Below are 13,730 nucleotides of genomic sequence, written 5' to 3'. Positions count from 1 at the left end.
GGTCAGCCAGGCGTGTTCGTGGCGCGGGCGTCGATGTCGTCCGCGTCGCGCGGCGCTGGGCCGCGCAGCATCTGGAAAAGACGCACCCGGTCGCAAGCACCCTCCCATTGCGAAACGAAGATTACCGCGCAGGCATTGCTGATCACGCTTGTCAGGGCGCGCGCCTCGGACATGAACCGGTCGATCCCCACCAGCAGCGCCACCCCGGCGACGGGCAAATCCGGAATCACGGTCAACGTCGCGACGAGCGCGACGAGCCCGCTGCCGGACACGCCCGCCGCGCCCTTGGAAGTGAGCAGCATGACGGCGAGCATCGTCGCAATCTGCGGCCAGGTAAGTGGTACGTCGCACGCCTGCGCGATGAACACCGAAGCGAGCGTCAGATAGATCGCCGTGCCGTCAAGATTGAATGAGTAGCCTGCGGGCAGGACGAGGCCGACGATCCCCTTGTCGCAGCCAAGTGCCTCCAGCTTCACGATCAGTCGCGGCAGGACGGGTTCCGTCGAAGAGGTTGCGAGAACGATCGCGAGCTCCTCGCGCAGGTAGCGTAGCAATCGCCAGAGCGCGAAGCCGTGCAGCCGTGCGAGCGGCGCAAGGACCAGTGCGACGAACAGCAGGCACGCCAGATAGAACGACACCATCAGCATGCCGAGCGAGCTGACCGAGCCGATGCCGAAGCGGCCCACGGTGAATGCCATCGCGCCGAACGCGCCGACGGGAGCAAGCCGCATGATCATCGCGAGAATGCGAAAGAGAATGCTGGCGACCCCGTCGATGAGTTCGAGCACCGGCCGCCCCGCACGCGGGTTCGCGTTCAGCGCGAAGCCGAAGAGCAGAGAAAGCAGAAGCACTGGCAGCACTTCGCCCTTCACGAATGCGCCGACGAGCGTCTCGGGAATCATGCTCAACGCAAACTCCTCGACACCGCGCGGCTGCGAGCGTGCGGCAAATTGCGCGAGGAGGCTCGTGTCCAGATGATGCAGGTCGATGTGCATGCCTGCACCGGGGCGCAGCGCGTATGCGGTTGCAAGGCCGATCACGAGCGCGATGGCCGTCAGGAAATAGAAGAGTGCCAGTGCCTTGAGGATCGTGCGTCCGATCGTTGTGCCGCTTGCGAGCGACGTGATACCTGAGACGATAGTGCAGAAGACGATCGGCGCGATCATCATCCGCACCAGACCGACGAACGCGTCACTGAGTGGCTTGAGCGAAGCGCCGGCTTGTGGCCACACGTGGCCCAAACTCATGCCGAGCGCCATGCCCAGCAGGACCTGCACGTAAAGCAACCGAAGTGGCCTTGCCAACGTCACGATGCTGTCTTCCTTCTGGTCTTCTCTTTCGTGTTCACACCACTGCCCTTGACATCGCCGTTCACGACAACGCCGCGCTTCATTTCAATGATCGTCCGGTAAAACTCCTGCGCGGCCGGCGTTAGCGGCCGTCCGCGCCGCGTCACGATTCCCACGCGCCTTTTCACCACGGGATCGACCAGCGGCACACTCGTGAGGATGGGGTGATCGCGCCCGGGCATGGCCATCGAAGGCACCGCCGCGACGCCGAGCCCCGCTTCGACCAGCCCGAGCATGGTAGTGACGTGGCGCGTCTCGCAGACGCTCGGCACGCGCGGGGCCACGGCGGAGAGCGCCTGATCGAGCAGCAGGCGATTGCCGGAGGTCTTGTCGACGGACACATACTCGTGCTCGTAAAGCTCGTTCCAGGTCACACGCTTCTTGTGCGCGAGCGGATGGTCACGACGGCACGCAGCAACGAAGCGCTCCTGCAACAGGACCTTGAACTCGACCTCGGACTCCTGGCTGCCCATGAAGCTCACACCAAAATCGGCTTCGCCGCTGATGACGGCGCCAAGCACCTCGTTCGCGCTCGAGTCCAGCAGCTTGACCCTGATGCGCGGAAAGCGGCTGTGATAGCTCGCGACGACATTTGGCAGAAAATAGTAGGCCACCGACGGTACACAGGCGATCGTCACATGGCCCAGGCGGCTCGACGAGACATCCCGGATGCCAAGCAGCGCGACGTCGAGATCGTCGAGCAGTTGCTCCGCGCTCGGGGCGAACACGCGCCCGACGGTGGTGAGCGTGACGCTGCGCGTGGTGCGCTCGAAGAGGCGCACGCCAAGTGCCGCCTCGAGCTTGTCGATGCGGCGGCTCAAGGCCGGCTGAGAAATGTTGACCGCATCGGCGGCCTTGCGGAAGCTTCCCAGTTCCACAACGGCTCGAAACGCCTGCAAGTCGTTCAGGTCGAAGTTTACGCCCACGCCTATCTCCGCATTGTCGGTGTTGATATTTTGCGTGAATCCAGACGAGTTCGACCGACAATATTGCCCGTGCCGCGTTAGATTCCGTGAATGCCGCAGTTGAGGAGCGATGGGCTCACATCAAGGCTGATCATGTTCACTCGTCGAATGATGACCCCTACGCTACTCCGCAAAGTATAAGAAAGAGGTACTAGTACTGTATCCAGGACCAAGGGCAAATTGGATGCATTGCTCGCAAAAAAAAAAGAACCCGGCGATCGCCGGGCAAAAATTCGCGCTCTCGCGCGCGAATGGGACGGAAGTCAGTCTGGCTACAGGCTCGCTTTGTTGTATCGGCTACGCCACGCATGAATCTCTTGCCGAACCGGCAAGGATATCGCCATCTCTACACCGCTTCTGCTCGCCTGTTTCTCACACAAACCTTGCTGAAACCGTTATCTAGCCAGTGGACGATTGATGTTTCTGCTCACTGTTCTCTCTCCGACGACTGCACCAGGACGGCAGCATCGATTCGAGGGAATCGCTGCGGTCGACGAAGTAGTGCTTCAACGCCATGAATACATGCCCACAGACCAGGACAGCAATCGTGTATGCCAGGTAGATGTGCATCTGTTTGAAGATAGGTGCGAGCGCAGGCGTCTTGTCCATCAGCGGCGGCAAGAAGAAAAGGCCGGCAACCGGAATCTTGAATCCTGCCGCCGAACTCCAAAGCCACCCCGAAACTGGCAGCACAAGCATGCAGATATACAGGAGCAAGTGCCCAAAACGCGCTGCTGCGCGCTCTAGCGAGGGAACGCCGCACGACGCCTCCGGCGCGCCGTGAATGAGCCGCCAGGGAATCCGCGCTGCCAGCAGAAATAGCGTGATCGTCGCGATCGACTTGTGCAGCATGATGCTGTCGGCCTGGATTTTCTGCGGCAAGCTCAGTGTGCTGGAGTAATACCCCGCAATCCATGCACAGATGATCACTACGGCCATCGTCCAGTGGAGAACCTTCGCGATCGACGTGTATTGTCTCCTTTCCATTTCAACTCCTTGATGGTTTATTTCGCCGGGGCTAAGCGGAGCCTTTTGGCGGCGAGCGGACAGGCGCTTGCCTCAAGGTCCGCCGATGTAGGCATGTTGGATCTATTACGAAGTGATGCTGCCAGAGATGATCAGTTCGAAGATGCTGGCCCCGCGGGGATCGCTTTCTGAGGGGCGGACTTGCGCTCAGCATTAAGAAGGTTCTCGGGATACTGGTCAGGCGCTGCCTGCGGCCCATAACCGTTTCGCTCGAGGTTCTTCAGTTCGGCATTCCTGACTTGACGTGCCTGCTTTCTCTCAGCCTTTTGTTGCTCCTTGAGCGCCTGCTTCTGTGCCTTGCTATCGGCTCTGCTCGCCGACGCCGTCGCTGTATCCGGCTTCGACTGCGCTGGCGCACTCGCCATCTCCCCCTGTGCTTCCGCGACGAGCGGCACCGCCGATATCAGCAACGCCGCGACCCAATGTCGTGAACCTTTCCGCATGGTGATCTCCTCTATGAAATGTATGTTGTAGGTTTCAACAAACTACAGAGTTCCAGGCCTGGAAGGACACCAGACCTGTTTTACTCGGCTACGCGTTGATCAAGCGTTTGACTGCCCGATGCACATCACACGCTGGGAACCAAGACCTTCGATACCTGCTTCGACAACATCACCCGGACGTAAGTAACGCCCATAGTGGCTGCCAATGCCGGCCGGCGTGCCAGTGCATATCAGGTCGCCGGGCTCCAGCCGTGTCGAGTTCGAAAGACAGGCAATCTGCTCGCCAATGCTGAAGAGCATGTCGCTGACAAGGCCGTCCTGCATCAAGGACCCGTTCAGACGAAGCCATAACCGGAGTTGCGTCACGTCGACGACATTCCATGCGGGAACCATCCAGGGCCCGGCAGGGAGCCAGCCCGGACGTGATTTCGATTGCAGCCAGTCCGTCCCCATCGCTGGCGTATCCCGACGAAATACGCGATCGCGCAATGTGATGTCGTTGACGATGCAATAGCCCGCGATGCAATCGAGCGCATCTTCAACCCGGACATGCGCTGCGCGTTTACCGATCACGACACCGATCTCCACTTCCCAGTCGAGCGTCTCGATATCGCGCGAGATAGCCAGGGGATCGTGAGGTCCTGACACGCACGCTGCACCTTTGAGGCAGATGTATGGCGCGCCATTGCGACATCGCGCTTCAATGGAATTCAGCGCCGCTTCGCGGCGTGCGGCAGCGCCCGGACCGTCCGGTCCATCGTCGGCATCGAGAGCAGCTTGCAGAAGCTGGTCGCGGTAGTTGCCGATCGTGCAATAGACCTGCCTGGGCGCTACTGGGGAATGCACTCGAAAGTTCGAGAGCGGCACGCCAAGTTTTACGATCGCGTCGGTGGTCGCGGGGTCAGCGCAGATCTGCTTGAGCGAGGGTGCGTTTGCCTCCCACTCGCGCAAGAAGGTATCGATACACCCCGTCCCGCGCAAGCCAACATGCGCCCAATGGGCTAACGCGAGTGCATGCGTGCCGATCGACAACGCGGGAAACGGAATGCATTGAGCAATTGAAACATTGACAAGGACGGGAAGCATGGCAGTGGTCGTTTCGCTGGGGCGAATCATGCGTCACCGTTACGTGCGATGACGACTCCGATACTGTCCTGCGCAGGCTGCGTCTGTGCATTCCCGTCACGGCGCTTGCGCGGTGCCGTTTCGATGAGGAAGAACGCGACCACTGCACCTGCGGCCAGGCTGTAAAGCGCGAAATCAAGCGTACGTGCAAGACCAAAATGCTGCGCAATGAATCCTGCGATGACGGGGGCGACACCGCCGCCAAACGTCTCGCCCACGCCCGACACGAATCCGATCGTCGACGCGATGAGTCCGACGGGAGCAGCTTCCGTCGCGACGGGACCGCTGAGCAGACTCAACAGACCCATCGAGAACATTGCGACACCAAACAGCAAAACGAACAGCAAGACGGGATTGGGACCCGTGCACGAGAACAGATACAAAAGAGCGGCCGCACAGACGAATCCGATCAAGGCCGTTGGCCGGCGACCGATGAAGTCCGACAAGCCGGCCAGCGCAAAGCACCCAATGAATCCGCCAAATCCCACTGCCGAGGCGACGAATCCCATGCTTCGCATGTCGAGATGGACGACAGAAACCAGGTACGTCGGGACCATCGCGCCTATGACGAAGATCCCGCTCATCGCGCACAGAATTGCGATCGTCGCGACGGTGACGTTCCGGTTGGCAAAGAGCGCAGTCCAGCGCGGCCGTTCGACAGGTTCGTGCGACATGCGTACCGTCGACGTAACCTGATCACGCACGTAGCGCCAGATAAGCGCTGCAACGATCAATCCGGGAACCGCCGACAGCGTGAACACCCAGTGCCAGTTCGGAACGACCTGAAGCAACTGTGTGGCGACGATAGGCGCAAAGCCGAGACCCATCAAAGGAATCATGCTGATCTGAATCCCCTGATTCAGTCCGCGACGCGCCGGCAGCGAAGCCTCACTGTTCGCTGCGATACTCGCTGGCGTAAATGCGCCTTCGGCAACGCCCATTGCCGCCCGCAATAGCAGCAGGCTGATAAAGCCCGTTGCCAATCCGGAAAGGCTGGACAGCAGCGAGAAAGCGATCATCGTCGTCACCAGGATCTTCTTTCGACCGATGCGGTCTGCAAGCGGACCCATCGCGATCGACCAAAGGCCCCACGCAACGCCCAGTATGCCCACGAGGCTGCCCAACTGCGAATAGTTCAGCCCGAGCTCGCGCATGATGTGTGGAAAAAGCGGAGCCAGCAGCCATCGATCGAAGCCCACCAGTCCAAACCCGATGCCGAGAAGCGCGAGTGTCCTGCGCTCGCGGCGGACGTCATGTCGAGGTGCATTCATTGTGGTGTCTCCATGTATTGCATTTGTTTAGTCGTGGTTCAGTGCTGCGTTGCCAGGGGCTACCGCACATGGCGCTAGCGGTTTGAAATCGCCAACGTTGCGCGTCTGATATCGGGTGGCGAGACACTCCATCTACCGTCGCCGTGCTGGAAGAAAAAGATCGTCACGGTGCTGCGCGAATTCGACGACACGACCCGGACACATCGGCTTCGTCCCAGCCTCTCAGGCCAGACGCGGCTGACTTCCAATGACGAAATAGCTGTTCGCCCGAACCACTTTTCGACATGAAACCGCAAGGACCCTTCTTCAAACATCGCGTCCATCTCCTCTTCACAAGCAGCCCAATCGATCACTTGCGTTCGACGGGCACCCGGTGCGAATCCACCTACGCCATCTCTGCTCAAGTAAAGAAAGCCAATGGCGACACGACTTCGACGATGGCCGCTGCCGGTGTTCACGTACTGCCTCGCTCTTACTGCGCTAACGTTAGCACGATGATAGTGTCGCTTTCTACGATCGTCAAATAAATATATCTATTCGGCAGGCGCTCACGTTAGCATTCAAGGGCAGAAATATTCGGTGGAAATTGACTGATCATTCCATTGATTCGGCCTTTGATTCAGCGCGACAGGATTGCCATGAGTTCCGGAAGGCCGAGCGAAGTCGCGTCGCAGTGTGCGGCCAGCAAAGCGAGGCGGGGGTTTGGTCGGTAGGACGCAAACGTTGTGCTATCGTTATAAAAAAGCCTTCCATGGACATCTTATGATCACGATCAAAGACATCGCTGCTCGCCTGCAGGTTTCGCCCTCGACGGTAGGACGGGCGCTCGCCGACGACCCACGAATCAGCGCAGCCACGAAACAGAAGGTGATTCAAGTGGCAGATGAAATGGGTTACGTGGCCAATCTGGCTGCGCGGATGATGCGCGGCGTCTCGAGCAACCTCGTCGGCTTTGTCCTGCCGGACATCAGGAACGGCTTCTACGCGACTATCGCCCATGCGCTGTCGAAGTGCCTGCAGGGAGCCGGATATCAGTTGGCGCTGTCGGAAACCGACGATGACCGGATGGTCGAATTACACAACGTACGTGAACTCGCCAGCGCGAACGTCGCGGGGATCATCATCGTGCCGACCGCAAAGCCCCACCGGGAAACGGTCCGGTTGCTCAAGCTATCGCCGCACGTGCAACTGCTGCGCAGACATCCTACGATCGGTGACCAATGGTTCGGCATCGACGATACGCAGGCGATCTTCGAGGCGACCAGTCATCTCGTGCAGCTAGGTCATCGCCGGATCGGCTACATCGGCGGCACCGACGAGCTGCCTACCGGTTCGGCACGGCTGAAGGGTTATCACAAGGCGCTCCCCGGCGGTGAATCCGTGGACCCCGCCCTCGTGCAACTTGGCGCGCCCAGCGAGGCCGACTTCGGCCGCAGCGCGACCCGGGAGCTGCTATCGCTGCCCAAGCGTCCGACGGCGATCGTCGCCGGTTCGGTCCAGATGACCCAGGGCATCCTGGAAGAACTGACGGCCCAAGGCGTGCGGGTTCCCGATGACCTGTCGGTCGTCGGGTTCGGCGACGAACTTGGGTTCCGGTGGTGGGGACCGGGACTCACCACGGTCGGGCTGCCCGTACACGACCTTGCCACTGCCTGCGGGCTCTGGTTTGTCCATCACATCCGCCAGAATTCGGCCAGCGCTTCCCCGTACACGTCGATCTCGCCCGCGACACTCATCTTGCGCGGCACTACACGTAAGCCTGGGCCCGTGGCGAAGACATCAACGCGCGCTTCGATGCGTGGAGCCACGGTTTGATGGGCCGTCATGCCCGGTGGTCGTGCTGGCAGATTCACTGATGCATCTAAGGATGAGCCTCAGTAAGCTGGTCGACGAGCTCGGGCACTAGTGTGAACAGATCGCCGACCAGACCGTAATCCGCGACGCTGAAGATCGGCGCTTCTTCGTCCTTGTTGATCGCGACGATCACCTTCGAGTCCTTCATGCCGGCGAGATGCTGGATCGCGCCGGAGATGCCGACCGCGATGTAAAGCTGTGGCGCAACGATCTTGCCGGTTTGACCGACCTGATAGTCGTTCGGCACGTAGCCAGCATCGACGGCTGCGCGCGATGCGCCCATGGCCGCGCCGAGTTTGTCGGCCAGCGGCTCCAGCACTTTCGTGTAGTTCTCGCCGCTGCCCAGACCACGACCGCCCGACACGATGACGTTCGCCGACGTCAGTTCCGGACGATCCAGCTTCGTCACTTCACGGCTCACGAACTGCGAGATGCCTGCGTCAGCCGCTGCGTCGATCTTCTCGATGGATGCGCTACCACCTTCTGCTGCGCCGGGATCGAAGCCTGTTGCACGCACTGTGATGACCTTGATCGGGTCTTCAGATTGAACCGTAGCGATTGCGTTACCTGCGTAGATCGGGCGCTCGAACGTATCGGCGCTGACCACAGCCGTAATCTCGCTGATCTGCGCGACGTCGAGCTTCGCCGCGATGCGCGGCGCGATGTTCTTGCCGTAAGCCGTAGCCGGCGCGAGGATGTGCGAGTAATCCTTCGCGATGTTCAGCACCGTTGCCTCGACGTTTTCCGCGAGGCCTGCTGCCAGTTGCGGCGCGTCAGCGAGCAGCACCTTCGCCACGCCCGCCACCTTCGCAGCGGCATCAGCCGCGCCTTGCGCGTTGTGGCCTGCAACCAGCACATGAACGTCGCTGCCAATCTTCTGCGCGGCAGCAACCGTATTGAGCGTCGCTGCCTTCAGCGCCGCGTTGTCGTGTTCAGCAATTACCAGAATCGTCATTTATTCGTCTCCGCGTGTCCGTCGATCAAAGCACTTTGGCTTCGGTCTTCAGCTTCTCGACCAGCGTCTTCACATCGGCCACCTTCACACCAGCCGAGCGCTTCGGCGGTTCGCTGACTTTCAGCGTCTTCAGACGCGGCGTCACATCGACGCCCAGGTCTTCGGGCTTCACGATTTCGAGCGGTTTCTTCTTCGCCTTCATGATGTTCGGCAGCGTCACGTAGCGCGGCTCGTTCAGGCGCAGATCGGTCGTGATGACTGCGGGCAATGTCAGCGACAACGTTTCCGCACCACCATCGACTTCACGCGACACCGTCGCCTTGCCATCCGCCACCACAACCTTCGATGCAAACGTCGCCTGCGGCAGATTGGCCAGCGCAGCGAGCATCTGGCCCGTCTGGTTGGAATCGTCGTCAATGGCCTGCTTGCCGAGAATCACCAGTTGAGGCTGTTCCTTGTCGACCAGCGCCTTGAGCAGCTTCGCCACAGCCAGCGGCTGCAGGTCTTCACCCGATTCGATCAGGATCGCGCGGTCCGCGCCGATCGCCAGCGCCGTGCGCAGCGTTTCCTGACATTGCGTCACGCCCGCCGACACGGCGATCACTTCCGTCGCCACGCCCGCTTCGCGCAGACGCACAGCTTCTTCGACGGCGATTTCGTCGAACGGATTCATCGACATCTTCACATTCGCAATGTCGACACCCGTGTTGTCCGACTTCACGCGGACCTTCACGTTGTAGTCAACTACTCTCTTGACAGGAACGATGATCTTCAAGATATCTCATCCTCAACATTAAACGATCGTCTCCGCCGAGATCTGCTCGACGTAATTCGATGTATCGAAAGGGAGCCCGCCGCCGGACACTCCACGTCTATTGGACCCGAGTTCGCATCGAGCAGTGGTTAGTAGGTGTGAAAACCCTGCCCGCTCTTTCGCCCGAGGTAACCCGCGTCCACCATTTCCTTGAGCAACGGCGCCGGGCGATACTTCGGCTCGTTGAAATCCCGGTACAGCACGTTCATGATCGCGAGCGTCGTATCGAGCCCGATAAGGTCCGCCAGCGCCAGCGGTCCGATCGGATGATTTGCGCCGAGCTTCATGCCCTCATCAATCTCTGCGGCGCCAGCAAGACCTTCCTGCAGGACGAACACTGCCTCATTGATCATCGGTATCAGGATGCGATTGACGACGAAGCCCGGTGAATTCTTCACGCAGATCGTGCTCTTCCCGATGCGCTTCGCAAGGGCAATAGTCGTATCGAACGTGGCATCGCTGGTCTGCAGCCCACGGATGACTTCGACCAGTGCCATTACGGGAACGGGATTAAAGAAGTGCATCCCGATGAAGCGACGCGGGTCAGCGAGCGTCGCACCGAGTCTCGTGACGGATACCGACGAAGTGTTGGTCGCGATGATCGCGCCTGGCTGGACGATGGCATCCAGCTTCCTCAGAAGCTCCTCCTTGACCTGAATGTTCTCGGTCGCGGCTTCGATCGCAAGATCGCATTCGACGAGTTCAGTCAGCACTGCGCATCCCTTGATCCGCTCCAACGCTCCCGTCGCTTCGTCCGAAGTCGCTTTTCCCTTCGACACCATCCGCCCAAGATTGGCCGAAATGCCTTCGATGCCGCGTTCCACCGCGCGCTCGTCGAGATCGTTGAGGATCACGTTGAGGCCGGCTGTTGCACAAACCAACGCGATGCCACTTCCCATCTGTCCGGCACCTACAATTCCGATCGTTTGCATATCTCCCCTTCAATCACATGTTCGGATAGTTCGGACCGCCGCCGCCTTCGGGCGTCACCCACACGATGTTCTGCGTCGGGTCCTTGATATCGCAGGTCTTGCAGTGGACGCAGTTTTGCGCGTTGATGACGAGGCGCTCGCTACCGTCGTCGTTCTTCACGAACTCGTAGACAGCTGCGGGGCAGTAACGGCTTTCCGGGCCTGCATAGGTTTGCAGGTTGACCTTCACCGGCACCGTTGGGTCTTTGAGTGTCAAATGCGCAGGCTGATTCTCTTCGTGATTCGTGTTCGAGATGAACACCGACGAGAGACGGTCGAACGTGAGCTTGCCATCCGGCTTCGGATACTCGATTGGCGTGCACTGCGATGCCGGTTTCAGCATCTCGTGATCCCAATGCTGGTGATGCAGCGTCCACGGCACGTTGCCGCCCAGCAGCTTCTGTTCGATGCCGACCATCAACGTGCCGAGATACAGGCCCTTGCTCATCCACTGCTTGAAGTTGCGTGCGCGATAGAGTTCGGTGTGCAGCCACGAAGTCTTGAACGACTCGGGATACGCACTGAGTTCGTCGTTGTGGCGGCCAGCCTGTACGGCATCGAACGCGGCGTCGGCGGCGAGCATGCCTGTCTTGATTGCAGCATGCGAACCCTTGATCCGCGACGCGTTCAGGAAGCCTGCGTCGTCACCAACCAGTGCACCGCCCGGGAAAGCGAGCTTCGGCAGCGACATCAGGCCGCCCGCCGTAATCGCCCGCGCGCCATACGACACGCGCTTGCCGCCTTCAAGGAATGCACGAATCGATGGGTGCGTCTTGTAGCGCTGGAACTCTTCGAACGGCGACAGATACGGATTCGAATAACCGAGGCCGACGACAAAGCCCACCATCACCTGGTTATTGTCGATGTGATAGAGGAACGAGCCGCCGTAAGTCCGCGTATCGAGCGGCCAGCCGGCCGTGTGGATCACCAGACCCGGCTTGTGCTTCGCCGGATCGATTTCCCACAGTTCCTTGATGCCGATGCCGTAGACCTGCGGATCGGCGCCGTCGCGCAGCTTGAATTTGTCCGACAGTTGCCGGCCGAGATGCCCACGCGCGCCTTCGCAGAACAGCGTGTACTTTGCGTGCAGTTCCATGCCGGGCTGGAAGTTTTCGGTCGGCTCGCCGTCCTTGCCGATGCCGAGATTGCCCGTCGCGACGCCTTTGACCGAGTCATCTTCGTTGTACAGCACTTCAGCGGCCGGAAAGCCCGGAAAAATCTCCACGCCCAGCGCTTCGGCCTGCTGGCCCAGCCAGCGCGTGACGTTCGCGAGACTGATCACATAGTTGCCGTGATTCTTGAAATTGTCCGGTAGCGCCCAGTTCGGCACCGATTTCGCGCCCGTTTGCGAGAGGAACAAAAAGCGGTCCTCAGTCACTTCAACGTTCAAAGGCGCGCCCTTGTCTTTCAAATCAGGAATCAGCTCACAAAGCGCACGCGGATCCATCACCGCGCCCGACAAAATATGCGCGCCGATCTCCGAACCTTTTTCAAGCACGCAAACGCCGATCTCAACGCCTTTCTCCACGGCGCGCTGCTTGAGCCTGATCGCAGCAGCAAGCCCCGCCGGGCCGCCGCCGACGATCACCACGTCGTATTCCATCGACTCGCGCGAGCCGCCAAGTTCGGGGGGATTCATTTCTCAAGGTTCCAGTCTGACTGCGCCGCTCCCGCTCACAGCGCGTTCGGCATCGGTTAGTTCTCCGATGCGCTGGTATCTACAGAAGCTTCGTGCGGCGCAGCTCATCGATATCGGCTGCGGCCATATCGAGCCAGTCTTGAAGGACCTCACCCGTGTGCTGCCCCAACGTCGGCGGGGACTGCCGGTATTGCACCGGCGACTCCGACATACGGATCGGATTTGCAACCAACGCCACGTGTTTCGCCAACGGGTGCGACATCTCGATGCGCACGTTGCGCGACTGCACCTGCGGATCTTCGAACACCTGGTCGAGATTGTTGATCGGACCACACGGCACGCCCGCGGCTTCCATCGCGGCTATCCAATCCCCAGTCGCACGGGATACCGTGATGCCGCAAATCATCGCAATCAGCTCGTTCCTGTTCTTCACGCGCCGCGGATTGCTGGCGAAGCGTTCGTCCTTGCCCCATTCCGGTTTGCCGAGCGCCGTGCAGAGACTGGTGAACTGACTGTCGTTGCCGACCGCGATGATCATGTGACCATCGGCCGTCGGAAAATCCTGGTACGGCACGATGTTCGGGTGCGCGTTGCCGATGCGGCGAGGCACCACGCCGCCCACGATGTAATTCGTCGCCTGGTTGGCAAGGCAGGCAATCTGCACGTCGAGCAAAGCGAGATCGATGTGCTGCCCTATGCCGGACCGTTCGCGACGCGCAAGCGCAGCAAGGATTGCCACCGTTGCATACAGTCCCGTCGTGATGTCCGTCAGCGCGACGCCCACCTTCAACGGGCCTTCCCCTTCCGTGCCATCCGCACGGCCTGTGAGGCTCATCAGCCCGCCCATGCCCTGGATCAGAAAGTCGTAACCGGCACGTGCGGCATAGGGTCCCGTCTGGCCAAATCCTGTTATCGAGCAGTAGACAAGGCGCGGATTCAGTTCCTTGAGGCTCGCGTAATCCAGACCATATTGGCTGAGTCCGCCGACCTTGAAGTTCTCGATCACCACGTCTGCCTTGCTGGCGAGTTCCTTCACGAGCCGTTGTCCATCCGGTTCACTCAGGTCGATCGTCACCGACCGCTTGTTGCGATTGGCGCAGAGATAGTAAGCGGACTCGCCAGTCGGCTCGCCGTCTTCATCGCTCAGCCAGGGCGGCCCCCAGGCACGCGTATCGTCGCCCGTGCCCGGTCGTTCGACCTTGACCACGTCAGCGCCGAGATCGGCCAGCAACTGGCTCGCCCATGGGCCGGCCAGCACGCGAGAAAGATCGAGTACGCGCAGCCCGTCGAGCGCCCCTTGATTCGGTATCCCGTTCAT

12 protein-coding genes are annotated in these 13,730 nt (G+C 60.3%); 1 reads left to right on the top strand and 11 read right to left on the bottom strand.

Annotation, left to right across the window (positions count from 1 at the left end):
* Positions 1 to 2: 2 nt before the first annotated feature.
* The 6 genes from dctA to SB822_RS23385 form a co-directional block, all read right to left on the bottom strand.
* Positions 3 to 1,310: a C4-dicarboxylate transporter DctA gene (dctA, locus tag SB822_RS23410; RefSeq protein WP_090837466.1), complete on the bottom strand. Its 1,308-nt coding sequence runs from the start codon at positions 1,308 to 1,310 to the stop codon at positions 3 to 5.
* Entirely contained in the window at positions 1,307 to 2,275 is a 969-nt protein-coding gene (locus SB822_RS23405; RefSeq protein WP_090837463.1) for a LysR family transcriptional regulator, read from the bottom strand. Before SB822_RS23405 ends, dctA begins: the two co-directional genes overlap by 4 nt.
* Positions 2,276 to 2,713: 438 nt before the next feature.
* Positions 2,714 to 3,301 carry a cytochrome b gene (locus tag SB822_RS23400; RefSeq protein ID WP_090838723.1) on the bottom strand — a complete coding sequence of 196 codons (588 nt, stop codon included), beginning with the start codon at positions 3,299 to 3,301 and terminating at the stop codon, positions 2,714 to 2,716.
* A gap of 131 nt (positions 3,302 to 3,432) precedes the next feature.
* On the bottom strand, positions 3,433 to 3,783 hold the full coding sequence (locus SB822_RS23395; protein ID WP_079499640.1) for a hypothetical protein: 351 nt from the start codon (positions 3,781 to 3,783) through the stop codon (positions 3,433 to 3,435).
* A gap of 99 nt (positions 3,784 to 3,882) precedes the next feature.
* On the bottom strand, positions 3,883 to 4,869 hold the full coding sequence (locus SB822_RS23390; RefSeq protein ID WP_410855741.1) for a fumarylacetoacetate hydrolase family protein: 987 nt from the start codon (positions 4,867 to 4,869) through the stop codon (positions 3,883 to 3,885).
* A gap of 26 nt (positions 4,870 to 4,895) precedes the next feature.
* On the bottom strand, positions 4,896 to 6,179 hold the full coding sequence (locus SB822_RS23385; protein WP_090838726.1) for an MFS transporter: 1,284 nt from the start codon (positions 6,177 to 6,179) through the stop codon (positions 4,896 to 4,898).
* Positions 6,180 to 6,941: 762 nt separating this feature from the next.
* Here SB822_RS23385 and SB822_RS23380 point away from each other — a divergent pair.
* The gene (locus SB822_RS23380) at positions 6,942 to 7,994 is read left to right on the top strand and encodes a LacI family DNA-binding transcriptional regulator (protein ID WP_086910592.1); all 1,053 of its coding nucleotides are present in this window, start codon (positions 6,942 to 6,944) and stop codon (positions 7,992 to 7,994) included.
* A gap of 46 nt (positions 7,995 to 8,040) precedes the next feature.
* Here SB822_RS23380 and SB822_RS23375 read toward each other — a convergent pair whose 3' ends face one another.
* The 5 genes from SB822_RS23375 to SB822_RS23355 form a co-directional block, all read right to left on the bottom strand.
* The gene (locus SB822_RS23375) at positions 8,041 to 8,988 is read right to left on the bottom strand and encodes an electron transfer flavoprotein subunit alpha/FixB family protein (protein WP_090838728.1); all 948 of its coding nucleotides are present in this window, start codon (positions 8,986 to 8,988) and stop codon (positions 8,041 to 8,043) included.
* A gap of 25 nt (positions 8,989 to 9,013) precedes the next feature.
* Positions 9,014 to 9,763, bottom strand: coding sequence for an electron transfer flavoprotein subunit beta/FixA family protein (locus SB822_RS23370; protein ID WP_079499643.1), 750 nt, complete (start codon positions 9,761 to 9,763; stop codon positions 9,014 to 9,016).
* A 128-nt stretch (positions 9,764 to 9,891) separates the two neighbouring features.
* The gene (locus SB822_RS23365) at positions 9,892 to 10,734 is read right to left on the bottom strand and encodes a 3-hydroxybutyryl-CoA dehydrogenase (RefSeq protein ID WP_086910310.1); all 843 of its coding nucleotides are present in this window, start codon (positions 10,732 to 10,734) and stop codon (positions 9,892 to 9,894) included.
* A gap of 13 nt (positions 10,735 to 10,747) precedes the next feature.
* A complete protein-coding gene (locus tag SB822_RS23360) occupies positions 10,748 to 12,412 on the bottom strand; it encodes an electron transfer flavoprotein-ubiquinone oxidoreductase (RefSeq protein WP_103153683.1) in 1,665 nt (554 codons plus the stop codon).
* 79 nt (positions 12,413 to 12,491) lie between these two features.
* Positions 12,492 to 13,730 carry a CaiB/BaiF CoA transferase family protein gene (locus tag SB822_RS23355; RefSeq protein ID WP_090838732.1) on the bottom strand — a complete coding sequence of 413 codons (1,239 nt, stop codon included), beginning with the start codon at positions 13,728 to 13,730 and terminating at the stop codon, positions 12,492 to 12,494.

It is taken from the genome of Paraburkholderia sp. SIMBA_054, assembly GCF_046534875.1.
GTDB classification, from domain to species: domain Bacteria; phylum Pseudomonadota; class Gammaproteobacteria; order Burkholderiales; family Burkholderiaceae; genus Paraburkholderia; species Paraburkholderia hospita.
The sequence above is the reverse complement of the archived record's forward strand: the minus strand, read 5'-3'. Positions and strand labels throughout refer to the sequence as shown.